The following is an 18,676-nucleotide window of genomic DNA, read 5'->3' as shown; positions in this document are numbered from 1 at the left end:
AGGGCTTGAAGATCACCGTCGACCCGATCGAGGTGAACGACGAAGAGGTCGACACCGAGCTGCAAAATCTGCGCGCCCGGTTCGGCACGCTCAAAGGCGTCGAACGCGCTGCAGAAAGCGGCGACTTCGTCTCGATCGACCTGTCGGCCACCGTCGACGGCAACGAGGTGCCGGAGGCCGCGACCGAGGGGCTGTCCCACGAGGTCGGCTCAGGCAAGCTGATCGAGGGCCTCGATGACGCGATCATCGGACTCAAGGAGGGCGAGAGCCGCGTCTTCACCACTACGCTGGCCGCCGGTGACCATGCCGGCGAGGAGGCGCAGGTGACCGTCACCGTCAAGTCGGTCAAGGAACGCGAACTGCCCGAGCCCGACGACGATTTCGCCCAACTGGCAAGCGAATTCGACACGATTGACGAACTGCGCAACAGCCTCACCGAGCAGGTGAGCCGGGTCAAGCGCATCCAGCAGGCCGAGCAGATCCGCGATAAGGCTTTGGAGGTGTTGCTCGAGCAGGTCGATGTCCCGCTGCCCGAGAAGGTCGTGGAGGCTCAGGTCAACGACACACTGCACAACGCGATCCACACCCTCGACCACGACGAGGAGCGGTTCGCCGAGGCACTGGTCGAGCAGGGCAGCACCCGCGAGGAGTTCGACAAGGACAACCGCAGCAACGCCGAGAAGGCAGTCAAGACTCAGCTGTTGATGGACGCCGTCGCCGACAAGCTCGACATTCAGGTCGGACAGAACGACCTCAGCGAGCGGCTCGTGCTGATGTCGCGGCAGTACGGTCTGGAGCCGCAGCAGCTGCTGGGCTACCTGCAGGAGAACAACCAGCTGCCGGCGATGTTCGCCGACGTCCGGCGTGGGCTGACAGTGGCCGCGGTGGTGCACGGCGCAACCGTCACCGACACCGACGGCAACGTGATCGACACCACGGAGTTCTTCGGCCCGTCCACCGAGCAGCAGGCCGAGACCCCGGCTGAAGAGGCAACCGCCGACGCCAAGTGACGCTCTGAGCGAACGGGCGCTGTCTAGGGAGTGCGCGGCGGCGCAGGTTGGTTAGTGTCGGTGAGTACCAAGACTTTGAAAGAAAGCAGGTATCCAGTCGTGACGGATATGCGTGGCGCCTCGCAGGGCCTCAATCTTGTCGACTCGGTCTACGAGCGGTTGCTCGCCGAGCGCATCATCTTCCTGGGATCGCAGGTTGACGACGACATCGCCAACCGGCTGTGCGCGCAGATTCTGCTGCTGGCCGCCGAGGACCCAACCAAAGACATCAACCTCTACATCAACTCGCCCGGCGGTTCGATCAGCGCGGGCATGGCCGTCTACGACACGATGGTGCTGGCGCCGTGCGACATCGCCACCTATGGAATGGGCATGGCCGCCTCGATGGCTCAGTTCCTGCTTGCCGCGGGCGCCAAGGGCAAGCGTTACGCGCTGCCGCACGCCCGCATCTTGATGCATCAGCCGCTCGGTGGCGTCACCGGCAGCGCCGCGGATATCGCCATCCAGGCCGAGCAGTTCACGGTCATCAAAAAGGAGATGTTCCGGCTGAACGCCGAGTTCACCGGCCAGACGCTCGAACGCATCGAGACGGACTCCGACCGCGACCGTTGGTTCACGGCGCAGGAGGCCCTCGAATACGGGTTCGTCGACCACATCATCACCAGCGCCCACATCAACGGAGTTTCGCCATCATGACCGATTACACGGATCCCCGGATGCAGCCGCAGGCGCGTTACATCCTGCCGTCGTTCGTCGAGCACTCGAGCTTCGGCATCAAGGAGTCCAACCCGTACAACAAGCTCTTCGAGGAACGCATCATCTTCCTCGGCGTGCAGGTCGACGACGCATCGGCCAACGACATCATGGCGCAGCTGCTGGTGCTGGAGTCGCTGGATCCCGACCGCGACATCACCATGTACATCAACTCGCCCGGCGGCTCGTTCACCTCGCTGATGGCGATCTACGACACCATGCAGTACGTGCGCGCCGACATCCAGACCGTGTGCCTCGGACAGGCCGCGTCGGCGGCCGCCGTGCTGCTGGCCGCCGGAAGTCCGGGCAAGCGCCTCGCGCTGCCGAACGCGCGGGTGCTGATCCACCAGCCCGCCCTCTCCGGCGTCATCCAGGGCCAGTTCTCCGACCTCGAGATCCAGGCCAGAGAGGTCGAGCGGATGCGGACCTTGATGGAGACCACGCTGGCCCACCACACCGGCAAGGACGCCGCGGTCATCCGCAAGGACACCGATCGCGACAAGATCCTCACGGCCGCCGAGGCCAAGGACTACGGCATCATCGACACGGTGCTGGAGTACCGCAAGCTCTCGGCTCAGACGGCCTAGGATCGGCGGACGGCGTCTCTGCCGCTATATGCCAGGCCCCCGGTGGCCGGGACTGTCTGTCACTGTTGCGCGGGGGCTGGCGGAGCCAATGTGAACGGCACCTTGCGCGGGGGAGCGGGTTGGCTGTTTTGCGCGCAACCCGACACCGCGATGCGACCGCCGGGCAGCTGAGCAAGGGCCTTCTGTTCGGCTATCCGTACATCCGGACCGGCTCCGGTGACCCACACCTCGTACTCATCGATTGCCAGCGCGGCGCACTCGTTTCTGAAACTGCCGTACCAGATGCAGTTGTTGCCGCCGTTGACATCTTGGCAATTCCTCAGCGCCGCGAATCTGGCGCTTTCGCTGTCCGGCTGGTTATTGGCGAAGCCGGGGACGCTGGTTTTCCACGACCAGGCGAGGGCAACGAAGAGGTCGGCGTTGGCGTCGGCTGGCGGGGTGCCCAGCGCCCCGGCGACTAGGGCGCCGGCGGCCAGCATGGTGGTCGCCGCGATCCGGCTCTTTGCGTGCGGTTTGTGCGTCATGGTGACTCCTTGGTTGGTATGTCTTGGTCACCTGACGGTCCTCGTTTGGGGCGTCTCGGCACATGAGGCATGTGCCTCAATTCGCGACAGCATCCTTGATCTGGCCGATATCCGATGGCCGTACCCGGCAGCATCCGCCGATGATGCGTGCTCCCGCGACCACCCATCGCGGCGCGAGTTCGGCAGACCAATGCGATCGTCCGATCCACGTTCGACGGGCGCCGTCCCATTCCTCGCCGCTGTTGGGGTAGACGACGACCGGCTTGCCGGTCACCTCCCGGGCCACTCCGACCGCATGCTCGACGTCTTGGGGTGCGCAGCAATTCACGCCCACCGCAACGACTTCCGGCACGTCGGCGGCGAGCGCGAAAGCGTCGGTGAGCGACTGCCCGGCGCGCGTCGACGCCCCTTCGATGGTGTAAGACAGCCAAGCCGGCACCCCGAACTCGCGCACCAGCGCGACCACCGCCTCGGCCTCGTCGATGTCGGGGATCGTTTCGACCGCCAGTACGTCGGGCCCGGCGTTGACGAGAACCTCCAGCCGCGGGCGGTGCCAGTCCATCAACTGTTTGACGGTCAGCCCATAGCGACCGACGTATTCCTCGCCGTTGGCCAGCGCAGCGCCGTACGGACCGACGGACGCGGCCACCCACCTTTCCCCGCCCACCTCGTCGCGGGCTGTCTTGGCCAGCTCGACGCTGCGTCGCAAGAGCCGAGCGGCGTCGTCACGTCCGATTCCGCGTTCCGCGAAACCGTCGAAGGAAGCCTGGTAACTCGCGGTCGTGGCGAATACCGCGCCCGCGCGGAAGAACGCTGCGTGTACTGCGACGATCTCCTCGGGAGCATCGACGAGTAGCCGAGCTGACCACAGGTCGTCGGACAGGTCGTGGCCGCGGGCCTCGAGCTCGGTTGCCAGGCCGCCGTCACTGATCAGCACGGTATCGTGGGGCAGAGCGAACACCACGGCGCAACTCTACGGCCGTTCGGGACTGCCCTCTCGGTCCGATAACGCTGGCGACACGCCAGGGACACGGTGGCGCGTCCGCGGGGTCATGGGGGGAGTCAGACGATATGTTCTGCGGAACACAGATAAATACCACCGACGCGATTCGGCTTTATCGGTCGCATCGCGCCGGAACAAGCGGGTAGCGTCGGGACCAAGTACCTGAGGTAACCCAAGAACGTACTGTTTACCGACTGCAAACAGGAAAGTAGGACCCCACCACCATGGCGCGCATTGGAGACGGCGGTGACCTGCTGAAGTGCTCGTTCTGCGGGAAGAGTCAAAAGCAGGTTAAGAAACTCATTGCGGGCCCCGGCGTCTATATCTGCGATGAATGCATTGATCTGTGCAACGAGATCATCGAAGAGGAACTTGCCGACGCCGACGACGTCAAGCTCGACGAGCTGCCCAAGCCGGTCGAAATCCGCGATTTCCTCGAGGGCTATGTAATTGGTCAGGACACCGCGAAGCGCACGCTGGCAGTGGCGGTCTACAACCACTACAAGCGCATCCAGGCCGGCGAGAAGATGCGCGACACCCGCGCCGAGCCGGTCGAGCTGTCCAAGTCCAACATCTTGATGCTCGGCCCGACGGGCTGCGGCAAGACTTACCTCGCGCAGACGCTGGCCAAGATGCTCAACGTCCCGTTCGCGATTGCTGACGCCACCGCCTTGACGGAGGCCGGCTATGTCGGCGAGGACGTCGAGAACATTTTGCTCAAGCTGATCCAGGCCGCCGACTATGACGTCAAGCGCGCCGAGACCGGGATCATCTACATCGACGAGGTCGACAAGATCGCCCGCAAGAGCGAGAACCCGTCGATCACCCGCGACGTGTCCGGCGAGGGCGTGCAGCAGGCGCTGCTGAAGATCCTCGAGGGGACGCAGGCGTCGGTGCCTCCGCAGGGCGGACGTAAGCACCCGCACCAGGAGTTCATTCAGATCGACACCACCAACGTGCTGTTCATCGTGGCGGGCGCGTTCGCCGGGCTGGAGAAGATCGTCTCGGACCGGGTGGGCAAACGCGGCCTGGGCTTCGGCGCCGAGGTGCACTCGAAGGCCGAGATCGATACCCAGGATCACTTCGCCGAGGTCATGCCCGAGGACCTGATCAAGTTCGGCCTGATTCCAGAGTTCATCGGCCGGCTGCCCGTGGTGGCGTCGGTGACCAACCTCGACAAGGAGTCGTTGGTCAAGATCCTGTCCGAGCCGAAGAACGCGTTGGTCAAGCAATACACCCGGCTGTTCGAGATGGACGGCGTGGAGCTCGAATTCACCGGCGACGCGCTGGAGTCGATCGCCGATCAGGCGATCCACCGCGGCACCGGCGCTCGAGGCCTGCGCGCCATCATGGAAGAAGTCCTGCTGCCGGTGATGTACGACATCCCCAGCCGCGACGATGTCGCCAAGGTCGTCGTGACCAAGGAAACGGTGGAGGACAACGTCCTGCCGACCATCGTGCCGCGCAAGCCTGCGCGTCCCGAGCGGCGCGACAAGAGCGCTTAAGTCTTCGCGGCCTCAGTTAGCCGCATCGGCGGCAGCGACCAGAAGCAAGCCGTCGACCGTGGCGTCATTGTTCGGAGCGGCAGCGGCCATCATCGTCGAGTGAGCCTGGTCCGGGTCAGTGTCGGGCGGGACGACCAGTAATACGATTCGCCCGCGGGTGGCGCCGAGTACCTCGAGGGTGTTGATCGGCTGACGCCGGTATCCGTCGAGCCGGACAGCGTTCTCGCCAACGACGGCCTTCCGCGGTGCCACTGCCCACTCGCCGAGGTTGTACATGACGCGCTCGATACGGCCGAGCCGAACCGATAGCACTGCAAGCAGATCTGGAAGCTCGCTCGTGAGATCGTCACTCCGCGGCCACCAGGCCCCGTCTACATATCCGCTTCGTGGCGCCTTCGGCTTCATTCGCAGACGCGGCGTGAAATCCGGCGGAGATGGGTGTCGACCGGCGGCGGTTTGGGATTCTTGTTGCGTCATGGCGACGCTCCTGTCCTAGCCGCGAAACCGGCCAGATTTGCGAATCGGCGACGACACAACCTCTGAACGGTCACATGCGAAGTGCCGCCGATACTTCATACGCTACGCGCCTTGATCCAGGCCGCGCGAAGCCGGCGTGAGGCGGTTCGCGGCCGACGCCGTTCCAGCGCAGCGCGCAACCCGCGACGCTCAATCCCTTGCGCGAATTCGACCGTCGTCGCGGTGTGACTACCGAACATGCGCTCCGACGCCGTCTCGGGTGCGTCGTCGGACGTGGCCGTCAGGAACCGGTCAGGGACGGCAAGCTTGTGAATCGTGCGCAGCGTCAGCAGATACTGACGTGGCAGTGAACCTGTGGTGTAGGGCAGGTCGTACTTGTCGCACAGTGCGCGCACTGCCACAGCGATTTCAGGCAGCCGATTGGCGGGAAGGTCGGGGAACAGATGATGCTCGATCTGGTAGCAGAGGTGTCCGCTCATAAAGGCCAATGCGCGTCCGGCATCGAAGTTCGCAGTGCCGAGCATCTGGCGTAGATACCATTCGGACTTCGTCTCGCGCTCGACCACGGCTGGATCGAATTTCTCTGCGCCGTCGGGGAAATGGCCGCAAAAGATCACTACATAGGCCCACAGGTTCCTGAGCAGATTGGCGGTGGCGTTGGCCGAAAGCGTCCTGCGCCATCGCCGTCCGCTCAGCGCGGGAAAGAGCAGATAATCCTTGGATACCTGGCGTGCGACCTTCGCGGCCAGCGCCTTTGACTCCACGGATCTCTGGGCGTCGTCCTCGGCCGCGCGGTCGTGCACCGAGTGCAGGCCATGCAGGGCGATACCCCATTCGAAAATCGCCGCGAGCAAGAAGTTTCTCAGCGGCTGGATCAGGTGGCTCGGCTGCCAGGGCTCGTCGCGGGTAATGCGCATGATGCCGAAACCCATGTCGTCGTCCATACCGAGGACGTTGGTGTACATGTGATGTGTGTAGTTGTGCGAATAGCGCCATTGGGAGGAGAGACCCGGCATGTCCCACTCCCACGTGCTGGAGTGGATCTCCGGGTCGTTCATCCAATCCCATTGGCCGTGACTGACATTGTGGGCGATTTCCATGTTCTCGATGCTCTTCGCAGCGGCGAGGGCGATCGTGCCGGCAAGCCAGCCCGTCCGCCTCCGGCTAACGCCGATGACCAGCCGTGCAGCGACGTCCAACGTCCGCTGGAACATGATCGTGCGGCGGATGTACGCGGCGTCCTTCGATCCGAGACTGTCGGTGATGTCGGTGCGGATGGCATCGAGTTCGCGCCCGAATGCTTCGACGTCCGCATCACTGAGGTGCGCATAGGCAGCGACCCGGCTAATAGCCACTTCGAATCCTTGAATCGATGGGATGGAGCGCGTCGTGTGGATGCGCCTGTGCTAATCCGTCCCATCCGTGGTCTGCACGCTGTGCCGAGCATCCACGATTCGGTGAAGATTCGGTTCACCTGCCGAGACCGGTGAACCCCTCGGACCGGCGGCCCGGGGCGGAATGTCGCTTCCTGTTTCGAGTCTACGGCAGCCGCGATCCGCTGGCCTTTCCGGAGAAAGCGACGGCTACGTGGTCTGGGCTTCCTGCCATGTGTCGGCCGACGGCGTCGCCGGAGCGATCGCCACCTGGTCGGACAGGAACACGAGAGTCGGTTGATCGGCCTCGGATGACATCCGCACGACGGCGAACTGGATGGCGTCGGTGCTGGGCTGTCGGGTTTGTTCCATCACGGTGTCGAGCAGCGCAGCTCGCGCCGTCAGGTCGAGCACCGGTTCGGGCCGCATCAGCCTCCGGTGATCTGCCGGGCTCAAGGCGAAGTACGCCTCCCGCCACCCGTCCCAGCCGTCGGGTCCGTGCTCCCGCCACACCAGCTGCGCTTGGTCTGGATCCAGCGCGAGCACGCCGCTCAGCGAGCTGACGAGACACCAGAGCAAGAAGGCCGCTATCGCGACGAACTGCAGTTCGGTAACCATGGTCCGAGACTTATCCGGAGCCTTGCGGTGCACACGAGTAGTCGACTACGCGACTTCGGGCGGTCTTCCCGCAGATTCACGCTCAACATCTCGATGGGCGGTCGGCCGAACGGATCGGCACACGGGTTCACAGCTAGCCCACCACACTGCGCTCGCTGATGACCTCATCGACGAGTGCCGCGATCTCGGCAACGCCGTTGCGACGGGCGAATGCGGCCTCGAGGTCACGTGCGCCGCGCAGGTAACGCCCGTCGTTGAGCACCTTGCGCACAGCGGCACGAATCGCGCCGGCGGTCGGCGTGCCCGTCTTCAGGTTGATGCCCGCACCGGTCCACGCCACCCGCGCGGCGACCTCCGGCTTGTCCTCCGTGTTTCCGGCAACCACCAGCGGCACCCCAGCCGCAAGCGCCCGCTGTACCGCGCCGTAGCCTCCGTTGGTGACCATCACGTCGATCTTGGGCAGCAGCACATCGTGCGGAATGTATTCGGCGACAAAGGTATTGGTCGGCAACGGCAGTCGGAGTTGGGAAAGGGGGCGCCCCCCTGTGGTCGCCACCACGATGACGTCCTCGCCACCCAGCGCTTCGATGGTCGGCTCCACCAGCCGGCCCAGGTCGGCGTTGTCGATGGTGCCCTGGGTGACGTGGACGACGGGACGGTCGCCGTCGAGTTGTGACCACCATGGTGGGCGGCGAAACCCCCGCGACGGCGTCGGGTGGACTGCGCCGACATAGCGCACGTTCGACGGCAAATCGCTGCGCGGATAGTCGAATTCGGGAACCGTCGGAGCGATGTAGCGGTCGGCCAACAACCCGGCATCCAGGAGGAACATGGGCAGCGGGCGGCTGTTCAGCCGGTTCAGCAGGTAGTTGGCTGCCTTCTGTGATTCACGCAGCAACACCTTCTGCGAAAAGACGGACAGCGCGCCGTTGCGCAGCCGCCCGAGCGCGCTTGACGACGGCGCCATGCCCAAGCCGCTGGGGGCGGTGTCGCGGCTGCTGATCATCAATGGCGTTGTGGTGTAGGACAATACCGGCGGGCGGGCGGCGCGATCGCCGAGCAGAAACGGCAGGATTCCGAAGAAGCCCGCGTCGACGATGACCGCGTCGAACTGCGTCTGCGCCATCAGCTGCGACAGCGCCTGTGCCTGATATGGCATCGGCTGCACGAACAGCCGGACGATGTCGAAGTTGACCCGCTTGATGCCGGATGTGTCGGCACGGCCGGGCAGGTCGATGTCCAGGCGGGTCATGTCGAAGTCGGCCTCGGCTGGTATCGCTTTCGGGAGGGCGCCGATCGCGCGGATCTTGGCGGCGTGGGCGGCTGACGTCAGCACGGTCACGCGGTCGCCGCGGTCAACCAAACCCTGGGCGACGTTCAACAGCGGTCCGATGTGCCCGAGCGGCGACAGCGAGGCGATGAGGATCTCTGGCATGCCACGATGCTCGGCGACCGCCCGCGCGCAAGCTTGGAGGTTTCGTGGAGATCGGGTGGAGATTGCAGGCAGGCCGCTAGCGGCTTACCTAGCGGATAGGAAACCGTTCCCTTTACGGAGCGGAATCTGGCTTCCCGACGATTACGGAACCACGACTCGATCAATGAGTATTCCGTCATGAGTACTTCAAGCACGGCCGACACCGAACGGACAGTCACCGTCCGCGACGGCGTGCGGCTCGCCGTGCGAGACCAAGACCCCCTTGACGCCGAGGTCACCGTCGTACTCCTGCACGGTTTGTGCCTTGAGCAGGGATCGTGGGCCGGCCAGATCCGTCACCTGACCCGGCAGTGGGGCAGTCGAATCCGGATCATCAGCTATGACCACCGCGGCCACGGCAGGTCGGATTCGGCCCCGACAAGCACCTACTTCATCGAGCAGCTCGCCGCCGACCTCGCCGACGTCCTGGCAGCACTCGACGTGACAGGCCCGCTCACCCTCGTGGGGCATTCGATGGGCGGGATGGTCGCCCTCGCCTACCTGGGCCTGCCTCCGGCCGATCGGCCCGTGGAGCCGCACGGAGTCGTCCTCGTCGCCACCGCGGCGGGCCGGCTCGCTGAGCACGGCGTCGCCCGACTTCTGGCCAGTCCCGCCACCGACGTGCTGTGCAAGTTCGCGACACGTGCACCTCAACGGGCAGTTCGCCTACTCACCAAGCCCGTGCGCGCCACACTCGCATTCCAGGTCGGCACACACGCGCGCGCCACGCTGGCATCGCTGTTCGATACGGCCATGGCCGCAGCATCCCTGACCACCGCCGTCGGGTTCCTCCCCGGTCTGCGGTCCTACGACCAATACGCCACCCTCGACTCGATTCGCGCTCGGACGACCATCATCAGCGGCGGAGCCGACTTCGTGACCCCACCGTCGCACTCCCGCAGCATGGCCGCCGCCATCCCCGGTGCCACACACGTGCACATCCCGAGGGCCGGGCACATGCTTCCTCACGAAGCCTCCCACGCAGTCACGGACGCCATCAGCCGCACGATCGATACGAGCATCGGCACCGACGCGGTGCCTACAGCGCAGGTTTATCCTGTCGGACAACGGCATTCGCAGCTCGCGAACGCAGCCTGACCTCGACCTACCGTTTGATGCGGTCGGGGCGGGTGTAGATGTTCATTGAGTCGCCCCTCAGGAAGGCCACCAGGGTAAGCCCGGACTGGCTGGCCAGGTCGACCGCCAGCGACGACGGCGCCGACACCGCGGCCAGTATCGGGATGCCCGCCATCACCGCCTTCTGGGTGAGTTCGAATGATGCCCGGCCGCTGACCAGCAGCACCGTCGCGGTGAGCGGTATCCGATCCTGCTCCAGCGCCCACCCGATCACTTTGTCGACGGCGTTGTGCCTGCCGATGTCTTCACGAACGACCAGCGTGGTGCCGTCGACATCGAACAGCGCCGCGCCGTGCAGGCCGCCCGTAGTGGCGAACACCTTCTGCGCCTGACGCAGCCGGTCCGGCATGGCGGACAGGGTTTCGGCGGCGACCATTGACGGATCGTCGCCAGGGCCGTGGCGACTGATCAGCTGCACGGCCTCCAGTGAGGCCTTGCCGCAGACTCCGCACGACGAGGTGGTGTAGAAGTTGCGGGTCACATCCACGTCGGGCATGGCCACGCCAGGCGCGAGCGTCACGTCGAGCACGTTGTAGGTGTTGAGGTTGTCCGGCCCCGCGCCCTTGCAGTACCGCACCGTGAGGACGTCATCGCGACAACCGATGACCCCCTCGGTGAGCAAGAAACCCTGCGCCAGTTCGATATCCGAGCCCGGCGTGCGCATGGTGACCGTGATCGGTGTGCCGTTGACGCGGATCTCCAACGGTTCCTCGACGACGAGCGTTTCCGGGCGTGCCACCGCGTCGTCGGCGGTGACGTGCTGCACCCGGCGTCGCGCCGTTACCCGCCCCATGCCCGCTCCAGTCTTATCACGATCGCCTTCGACACCGGCGTATTCGACTTGGCGGCAACGTGATCCAGGGCGACCAGCGGATTGGTCTCGGGATAGTAGGCCGCGGCGTTGCCTTGCGGAGTGGAATAGGCGACGACCCTGAAGTCCTTCGCGCGCCGCTCTTGCAGCTGTCCGTCGCCGTTAGTGAACTCGGACACCAGATCGACGCGGTCACCGTCTTTGAGGCCGAACGACTCGATGTCGGCCGGGTTGACGAACACCACCCGGCGGCCGCCCTTCACGCCGCGGTAGCGGTCGTCGAGCCCGTAGATGGTGGTGTTGTACTGGTCGTGGCTGCGCATGGTTTGCAGTATCAGGCGCCCGGGCGGTACGGGAACCCATTCCAGCGGGTTGACCGAGAAGTTGGCTTTGCCTGTGCTGGTAGGGAATTCGCGGGAGTCTCGTGGACCGTGTGGAAGCTGGAAGCCGTCGGGTGCGCGCACTTTGCGGTTGTAGTCGTCACACCCGGGAACCACGGCCGCGATCGCGTCGCGGACGGTGTCGTAGTCGCCGTTGAACCGCTCCCACGGCACCGGGTGATCGGGGCCGAGCAGAGTGCGGGCCAGCTGGCAGACAATCGCAACCTCACTGCGGACTTCGTCGCTGGGCGGGTGCAGGCTGCCGCGCGACAGGTGCACCATCGACATCGAATCCTCAACCGAAACCTGCTGTTTCACGCCGTTCTGGATGTCACGGTCGGTGCGGCCCAACGACGGCAGGATCAACGCGGTGGCCCCGTGCACCACATGACTGCGGTTCAGCTTCGTCGACACCTGCACCGTGAGCGAGCAGCTGCGAAGCGCTGCCTCGGTGACCACGGTGTCGGGGGTGGCCGTCGCGAAGTTGCCGCCCATGCCCATGAACACCTTGGCGCGGCCGTCGCGCATCGCGCGGATGGCGTCCACGGTGTCGACACCATGCTCGCGCGGGCTGACGATGCCGAACCGGGCGTCCAATGCTGCGAGGAACTTCTCGGGCATCTTCTCCCAGATGCCCATCGTGCGGTCGCCTTGGACGTTGGAATGCCCACGCACTGGGCACAATCCGGCGCCCGGCTTGCCGATCATGCCGCGCATCAGCAGCACGTTGGTGATCTCCGAAATGCTCGGCACGGCGTGCTTGTGCTGCGTAAGACCCATGGCCCAGCACACGATCGTGCGCTCTGAGGCGACCATCATCTTCGCCACCCGCTCCAGCTGCGCCCGCTCGATTCCGGTGGCTTCCAACACCGTGTCGATGTCGACCGCCCGCGTTCGGGCTTCGTACTCGGCGAAGCCCGCGCAATGCCCGTCGACGAAGTCACGGTCGACGACCGTGCCGGGGGCGGCATCGTCGGCCTCCAACAGCAGCCGGCCGAGTCCGGCGAACAGCGCCATATCGCCGCCGAGCCGGATCTGTACGAACTCATCGGCGATCGGGACGCCGTGCCCGATGACGCCGTGCACCTTCTGCGGATCCTTGAACCGGATCAGGCCGGCCTCGGGCAGCGGGTTGACCGCAATGATCTTGGCGCCGTTGGCCTTCGCCTTCTCCAGCACCGAGAGCATCCTGGGGTGGTTGGTGCCCGGGTTCTGGCCGGCGATGACGATCAGGTCTGCCGCGGTGACGTCCTCGACCGTGACCGAACCCTTGCCGATACCGATCGCTTCGATCAGCGCCGCGCCCGAGGACTCGTGGCACATGTTGGAACAGTCCGGCAGGTTGTTGGTGCCGAAGCTGCGGACCATCAACTGGTACAGAAACGCGGCCTCGTTGCTGGTGCGTCCGGACGTGTAGAACACCGCCTCGTTCGGGCTGGCCAGCGCGCGCAGTTCGTCGGCGATCAACTGGTAGGCGTCGTCCCACTCGATCGGCCGGTAATGGGTGTCGCCGGGCCGTAGCACCATCGGATGCGTCAGCCGCCCCTGCTGCGAGAGCCAGTACTCCGGCCTGCCCTCCAGATCGGCGACCGAATGGCGCGCGAAGAACTCGGGCGTCACGACGCGCTTGGTGGCCTCCTCGGCGACGGCCTTGGCCCCGTTCTCACAGAACTCGGCGAACTTGCGGCCGCCATGTTCCTCTGGCCACGCGCAGCCGGGGCAGTCGAAGCCTTTGCGCTGGTTGAGTCGGAGCAGCGCGGCGGCGGTGCGGACCGCGCCCATGGACTCCAGCCCGCGTTGCAGTGACACCATCACCGCTTTGACGCCGGCGGCCTCGTGCTCGGCGCCGGTGGTGATGACCGAGTGTTCGTCGTAGGCGACGCCGATGTCACGTGTGGTGTCGCGCCTTCTGCCCAACTGCATGGGACCAGCCTATGACGCCACCGCGATAGCAAACGCATTCTGGCGTTGACGGCGACGTAACAAGTTTGCCATCGGACGTCCCTAGGGTTGGCCGGTCAACCGTCCGTCGAGAAGAAGCGGACGACAGCAGCGATAGGAACTCAGTTGAGCGGAAATGCCGTCCGTTTGCAGGCGATCAACAACGTCGAGGCGTACGTGCCTCCAGCCATCAGCTTCGTGCCGGGCGAGGAGCCGGGTGCCATCTTCGGCTCCAACGTCTTCACCATGGCAGAGATGCGGCTGCGGTTGCCCAAGGCGGTGTACAAGTCCGTGGTCGCCACCATCGAGAAGGGCGCCAAGCTGGATCCGGCGGTCGCCGACTCGGTCGCCTCGGCCATGAAGGACTGGGCGCTGTCGAAGGGGGCCACGCACTACGCGCACGTCTTCTATCCGATGACAGGGCTGACTGCTGAGAAGCACGACAGCTTCCTAGAGCCGGTCTCCGATGGCCAGACGCTGGCCGAGTTTGCGGGCAAAACGCTGATCCAGGGCGAACCCGACGCGTCCAGCTTCCCTTCCGGTGGTCTGCGCAGCACGTTCGAGGCGCGCGGCTACACCGGTTGGGACGTCACCAGCCCGGCGTACATCCTCGAGAACCCCAACGGCAACACCCTGTGCATTCCGACGGTGTTCGTGTCGATGACCGGTGAGGCGCTGGACTACAAGACGCCGCTGCTGCGCAGCCAGCAGGCGATGGGCACCCACGCCGAGCGGATCCTGAAGCTGTTCGGCCACGACAACCTGGCGAAGATCGTCGCGTTCTGCGGGCCGGAGCAGGAGTACTTCCTGGTCGACCGCCACTTCTTCCTGGCCCGTCCCGATCTGATCAACGCTGGTCGCACCTTGTTCGGCGCGAAGCCGCCCAAGGGGCAGGAATTCGACGACCACTACTTCGGTGCGGTGCCCGAGCGGGTGCTGGGCTTCATGATGGATACCGAGCGTGAGCTGTTCAAGCTCGGCATCCCGGCCAAGACCCGTCACAACGAGGTCGCGCCGGGTCAGTTCGAGATCGCCCCGATGTTCGAGCGCGGCAACATCGCCTCAGACCACCAGCAGCTGTTGATGACGGTCTTCAAGACGATCGCCAAGAAGCACGGCATGGAGTGCCTGTTCCACGAGAAGCCGTTCGCCGGTGTCAACGGGTCAGGTAAGCACGTCAACTTCTCGATGGGCAACGCGGAGCTCGGGTCCCTGCTGGTGCCCGGCGACACGCCGCACGAAAACGCGCAATTCCTGGTGTTCTGCGCCGCGGTGATCCGCGCCGTCCACAAATATGCTGGGCTGCTGCGGGTTTCGGTGGCTTCGGCCACCAACGACCACCGCCTCGGCGCGAACGAGGCACCGCCGGCGATCATTTCGATCTTCCTCGGTGATCAGCTGGCCGACGTGTTCGAGCAGATTGCCAAGGGTGCGGCGACGTCGTCAAAGGGCAAGGGCAGCATGATCATCGGCGTTGACACGTTGCCGGTCCTGCCGACCGACCCTGGCGACCGCAACCGCACCAGCCCTTTCGCGTTCACCGGCAACCGGTTCGAGTTCCGCGCGCCCGGCTCGGGGCAGACCGTTGCGGTCCCGATGATCATGCTCAACACGATCATGGCCGAGGCACTGGATTACATGGCCACCATCCTGGAGAAGGCCGTGGAGGACGGCGAGGACTTCGACGAGGCCGTCCAGAAGCTGCTGACGGACATCATCACCGAGCATGGCGCTGTGGTGTTCAACGGTGACGGCTACTCGGAGAACTGGCAGGTCGAGGCCGCCGAGCGGGGCCTGCCGAACCTTAAGACCACGCTGGATGCGCTGCCAGAGCTGATCAAGCCCGAATCCATTGAGCTGTTCGAAAAGTACTGCGTCTTCAACGAGCGAGAACTGCACAGCCGGTACGAGGTCCGCCTGGAGATGTACGCGCTGACCATCGGTGTCGAGGCCAAACTGGCTCTGGAACTGGGGTCGACGGTGATCCTGCCCGCAGCGGTCCGGTATCAGACCGAATTGGCGCAGAACGTGGCGGCGCTCAAGAAGGCGGGTGTGGCGCCCGATATGACGCTGCTGGAGACAGTAAGCACCCCGATCTCCGAGCTGACCGCTGCGCTGGCGGCGCTGAAGGCGGGCCTTGCCGAACACGGTGGAGACTCCGCCGCCGAGGAAGCCGCCCACGCACAGAGCCTGTTGCCGAAGATGGATGCGGTCCGTGCCGCCGCCGACACGCTGGAAGGCATTGTGGCCGATGATCTTTGGCCCTTGCCGACCTACCAGGAGATGCTGTACATCCTGTAGACCGAGCCGTCGCCGGGTGTGGGGGTCGTGCCCACAAGATGTGGGCATTGGTAGACCCGCAGCCCCCACACTCGGCGGCTAAGTGGAGCGCTACAGAAGAGCCACCCAGGCGGCGTCCTGGTCGTGTGAGGCCACCGCGGCTTCGACGAACCGGACGCCGAGGAGGCCGTCGATGCCGGTGGGGATCGACAGGTCGCGGCCAGGGCCGCCGCGCAGTAGGTCGGCGAGGTCGAGGTAGAAGTTGGCGAACGCCTCGATGAAACCTTCAGGATGTCCGAAGCCGACGCGGGTCAGGCGGGCGGCGTCGTCGGACAGCGTGCCCATGCCGTGCGCGAGAATCGTTGCGCCGCCGGACGGGTCGCGCACGATGAGGTGTTGAGGATCCTCGTGGCGCCACTCCAGGCTCGCGTCGTCTCCGAACACCCGGATGCGCAGGCCATGCTCATGACCGGTGGCAGCCATGGTTGCCCACACCGTTGCAGGCGCGCCGTTGGACAGCGTCAGCCGCACGGTCGCGTTGTCGAAGACCCGTCGTCCGGGGACAAGGGTGCTCAGGTCCGCGGAGATGCGGGTGGCTTCCAGGCCGGTGATGTAGCGCAGCAGGTGGTACGCGTGGGTGCCGACGTCGGCGACGGCGCTGGCCGCGCCACCGAGGGCGGGGTCCATCCGCCACTGGTCGATCGGCGCTGACGCCCACCCGGACGCGTGTTCGGCCGCGACGAACCTGATCCGGCCCAGGTCACCGTTGCGGACCATGCGAGCGGCGTGTCTGACCATCGCGTACGCCGAATAGATATGGGGCACAGCAAGGATCGCATTGTTCGTTTCGGCGATTGCGACGAGTTCGGCCGCCGTGTTGGAGTCGTTCGTCAGGGGCTTTTCGCAGACCACCGAAATGCCCCGTTCGAGGAACGCCTTGGTTATCTCGTAGTGGGTGTCGTTCGGCGTGACGACCGCGACAAGGTCGAGGCTGACTTCGCGTTCGGCCATCTGCCGGTAGTCGTCGTAGACCCGCGGTACGCCGATGCTGTTGGCGAACTCGGCCGACGCCGCCGCGTCACGCCCGAAAACTCCGGCGGCCAGGACGTATTGGTTGTCGAGCCACATGGCGTGGCGGTGAGCGGCACCGATCATCGCGCCGGCGCCGCCGCCGACCATGCCTGCGATCAGCCGATCTGTCATGGCTCAATCTTGCGCGAGCGACCGCTGTTGTACGTCAATTGTCGGCGTGTTGCGTACAAACACGGCCACTCGCGAGGAGGTGAGCTCGGGAGGTGGGCTACTTGTTTTGGGGGAAGCCGAGTTCGATGCCGCCGTGGCTGGGGTCGAGCCAGCGGCTGGTGATCGCCTTGCCGCGGGTGAAGAACTGCACGCCTTCGGTGCCGTGGGCGTGGCTGTCGCCGAACAGCGAGGCCTTCCAGCCGCCGAAGCTGTAGTAGGCCATCGGCACGGGGATGGGCACGTTGATGCCGACCATGCCGACTTCGACCTCGTTCTGGAAGCGCCGTGCGGCGCCGCCGTCGTTGGTGAAGATCGCGGTGCCGTTGCCGTACGGGTTGTCGTTCACCAGTTGCAGGGCGTCGTCGTAGGTCTCGACGCGCAGCACCGACAGCACGGGGCCGAAGATCTCGTCGGTGTAGACGCTCATTTCGGGTGTGACGTTGTCGATCAGGGTGGGGCCCAACCAGAAGCCCTCTTCGCCACCGTCGGCGGTGACGTTGCGCCCGTCGACCACGATCTTGGCGCCGTCGGCCTCACCAGCGTCGATGTAGGAGGCGACCTTGTCGCGGTGGGCCTTGGTGACCAGCGGGCCCATGTCGGCGTCACGTGTGCCGTCACCGGTCTTGATGCTCTGTGCACGTTCGGCGATCTTGGCGACCAGATCGTCGGCGATCGGGCCGACGGCCACGCACGCGCTGATGGCCATGCAGCGTTCGCCTGCCGAGCCGAACCCGGCGTTGACCATCGCATCGGCGGCCAGGTCGAGGTCGGCGTCGGGAAGGATCACCGCGTGGTTCTTCGCCCCGCCAAGGGCCTGCACGCGCTTACCGGCGGCGGTGCCGGTTTGATAGACGTAGGAGGCGATCGGGGTGGAGCCGACGAACGACACCGACTTGATCGCGGGGTTGGTGAGCAGTTCGTCGACGGCAGTCTTGTCGCCTTGCAGCACGTTGAACACCCCGGGCGGCAGCCCGGCTTCGGCCCACAGTTCGGCCAGCCACAGCGACGCCGACGGGTCCTTCTCGGAAGGCTTGAGCACCACGGTGTTTCCTGTGGCGATCGCGATCGGGAAGAACCACATCGGCACCATGGCCGGGAAGTTGAACGGGCTGATGATGCCGACGGGCCCGAGCGGCTGGCGGATGGAGTAGACGTCGACCTTGGTGGAGGCGTTTTCGGTGAACCCGCCCTTGAGCAGATGTGGGATACCGCAGGCGAATTCGACGACCTCTTGGCCGCGGCTGACCTCACCCAAGGCATCGGAGACGACCTTGCCGTGCTCGCTGGTGATGATCTCGGCCAGCTCGCCCTTGCGGGCGTTGAGCAACTCACGAAACGCAAACAGGATCGTCGTGCGTTTGGCCAGCGACGTGTCGCGCCACGCCGGGAACGCGTCGGTGGCCGCGTCGATCGCCGCGCGGGCGTCCTCGAGGCTGGCCAGCGCCACCTCACCGGTGACCTTGCCAGTCGCCGGATTGGTCACCGGTGACGTGTTGTTGCCGGTGCCCGCGTAGGGCTCGTTGTTGATCCAGTGGGGGATGGTGTTGGTCATGTGTGTTGT

16 protein-coding genes are annotated in these 18,676 nt (G+C 65.3%); 6 read left to right on the top strand and 10 right to left on the bottom strand.

Going from position 1 to position 18,676, the window contains the following annotated elements:
- From tig to VFH65_RS05310, 3 genes are all read left to right on the top strand, one after another.
- The coding region (gene tig, locus VFH65_RS05320) for a trigger factor (RefSeq protein WP_353320104.1) at positions 1-1,010 on the top strand (1,010 nt) is incomplete at its 5' end.
- Between the two features lie 108 nt (positions 1,011-1,118).
- The gene (locus VFH65_RS05315; protein WP_414688361.1) at positions 1,119-1,706 is read left to right on the top strand and encodes an ATP-dependent Clp protease proteolytic subunit; all 588 of its coding nucleotides are present in this window, start codon (positions 1,119-1,121) and stop codon (positions 1,704-1,706) included.
- The gene (locus VFH65_RS05310) at positions 1,703-2,350 is read left to right on the top strand and encodes an ATP-dependent Clp protease proteolytic subunit (RefSeq protein ID WP_353320103.1); all 648 of its coding nucleotides are present in this window, start codon (positions 1,703-1,705) and stop codon (positions 2,348-2,350) included. Before VFH65_RS05315 ends, VFH65_RS05310 begins: the two co-directional genes overlap by 4 nt.
- 59 nt (positions 2,351-2,409) lie before the next feature.
- Here the strand turns inward: VFH65_RS05310 and VFH65_RS05305 are convergent, their stop codons facing one another.
- Both VFH65_RS05305 and mmuM read right to left on the bottom strand, forming a co-directional pair.
- Positions 2,410-2,874 (bottom strand): DUF4189 domain-containing protein, encoded by a 465-nt coding sequence (locus VFH65_RS05305; RefSeq protein ID WP_353320102.1) that lies wholly within the window; start codon positions 2,872-2,874, stop codon positions 2,410-2,412.
- Positions 2,875-2,950: 76 nt separating this feature from the next.
- A complete protein-coding gene (gene mmuM / locus VFH65_RS05300) occupies positions 2,951-3,838 on the bottom strand; it encodes a homocysteine S-methyltransferase (RefSeq protein ID WP_353320101.1) in 888 nt (295 codons plus the stop codon).
- Positions 3,839-4,101: 263 nt separating this feature from the next.
- Here mmuM and clpX point away from each other — a divergent pair, with 263 nt between their 5' ends.
- Positions 4,102-5,382, top strand: a complete 1,281-nt coding sequence (gene clpX / locus VFH65_RS05295) for an ATP-dependent Clp protease ATP-binding subunit ClpX (RefSeq protein WP_353320100.1) — start codon at positions 4,102-4,104, stop codon at positions 5,380-5,382.
- 12 nt (positions 5,383-5,394) lie between these two features.
- On the opposite strand, the gene VFH65_RS05290 is transcribed toward clpX, so the two are convergent.
- The 4 genes from VFH65_RS05290 to VFH65_RS05275 all read right to left on the bottom strand — a co-directional run bounded on the left by VFH65_RS05290 (position 5,395) and on the right by VFH65_RS05275 (position 9,285).
- Entirely contained in the window at positions 5,395-5,859 is a 465-nt protein-coding gene (locus VFH65_RS05290; protein ID WP_353320099.1) for a DUF5994 family protein, read from the bottom strand.
- 95 nt (positions 5,860-5,954) lie between these two features.
- Complete coding sequence (locus tag VFH65_RS05285) at positions 5,955-7,214, bottom strand: fatty acid desaturase family protein (RefSeq protein WP_353320098.1); 1,260 nt, start codon at positions 7,212-7,214, stop codon at positions 5,955-5,957.
- A gap of 228 nt (positions 7,215-7,442) precedes the next feature.
- Positions 7,443-7,850 carry a hypothetical protein gene (locus tag VFH65_RS05280; RefSeq protein ID WP_353320097.1) on the bottom strand — a complete coding sequence of 136 codons (408 nt, stop codon included), beginning with the start codon at positions 7,848-7,850 and terminating at the stop codon, positions 7,443-7,445.
- Positions 7,851-7,983: 133 nt separating this feature from the next.
- The gene (locus VFH65_RS05275) at positions 7,984-9,285 is read right to left on the bottom strand and encodes a nucleotide disphospho-sugar-binding domain-containing protein (RefSeq protein WP_353320096.1); all 1,302 of its coding nucleotides are present in this window, start codon (positions 9,283-9,285) and stop codon (positions 7,984-7,986) included.
- Between the two features lie 177 nt (positions 9,286-9,462).
- On the opposite strand from VFH65_RS05275, the gene VFH65_RS05270 reads away from it, so the two are divergent.
- The gene (locus VFH65_RS05270; protein ID WP_353320095.1) at positions 9,463-10,422 is read left to right on the top strand and encodes an alpha/beta fold hydrolase; all 960 of its coding nucleotides are present in this window, start codon (positions 9,463-9,465) and stop codon (positions 10,420-10,422) included.
- Positions 10,423-10,429: 7 nt separating this feature from the next.
- On the opposite strand, the gene fdhD is transcribed toward VFH65_RS05270, so the two are convergent.
- Both fdhD and VFH65_RS05260 read right to left on the bottom strand, forming a co-directional pair.
- Positions 10,430-11,254, bottom strand: coding sequence for a formate dehydrogenase accessory sulfurtransferase FdhD (gene fdhD / locus VFH65_RS05265; RefSeq protein WP_353320094.1), 825 nt, complete (start codon positions 11,252-11,254; stop codon positions 10,430-10,432).
- Positions 11,242-13,575 (bottom strand): FdhF/YdeP family oxidoreductase, encoded by a 2,334-nt coding sequence (locus VFH65_RS05260; protein WP_353320093.1) that lies wholly within the window; start codon positions 13,573-13,575, stop codon positions 11,242-11,244. The genes fdhD and VFH65_RS05260 overlap by 13 nt, the downstream gene beginning before the upstream one ends.
- A 144-nt stretch (positions 13,576-13,719) precedes the next feature.
- On the opposite strand from VFH65_RS05260, the gene VFH65_RS05255 reads away from it, so the two are divergent.
- On the top strand, positions 13,720-15,894 hold the full coding sequence (locus VFH65_RS05255) for a glutamine synthetase III (RefSeq protein WP_353320092.1): 2,175 nt from the start codon (positions 13,720-13,722) through the stop codon (positions 15,892-15,894).
- Between the two features lie 90 nt (positions 15,895-15,984).
- Here the strand turns inward: VFH65_RS05255 and VFH65_RS05250 are convergent, their stop codons facing one another.
- Both VFH65_RS05250 and VFH65_RS05245 read right to left on the bottom strand, forming a co-directional pair.
- On the bottom strand, positions 15,985-17,076 hold the full coding sequence (locus VFH65_RS05250) for a Gfo/Idh/MocA family protein (RefSeq protein ID WP_353320091.1): 1,092 nt from the start codon (positions 17,074-17,076) through the stop codon (positions 15,985-15,987).
- A gap of 97 nt (positions 17,077-17,173) precedes the next feature.
- Positions 17,174-18,667: a CoA-acylating methylmalonate-semialdehyde dehydrogenase gene (locus VFH65_RS05245; protein ID WP_353320090.1), complete on the bottom strand. Its 1,494-nt coding sequence runs from the start codon at positions 18,665-18,667 to the stop codon at positions 17,174-17,176.
- Between the last annotated feature and the right edge of the window lie 9 nt (positions 18,668-18,676).

The organism is Mycobacterium sp. (genome assembly GCF_035697385.1).
Classification (GTDB): Bacteria; Actinomycetota; Actinomycetes; order Mycobacteriales; family Mycobacteriaceae; genus Mycobacterium.
The sequence above is the reverse complement of the archived record's forward strand: the minus strand, read 5'-3'. Positions and strand labels throughout refer to the sequence as shown.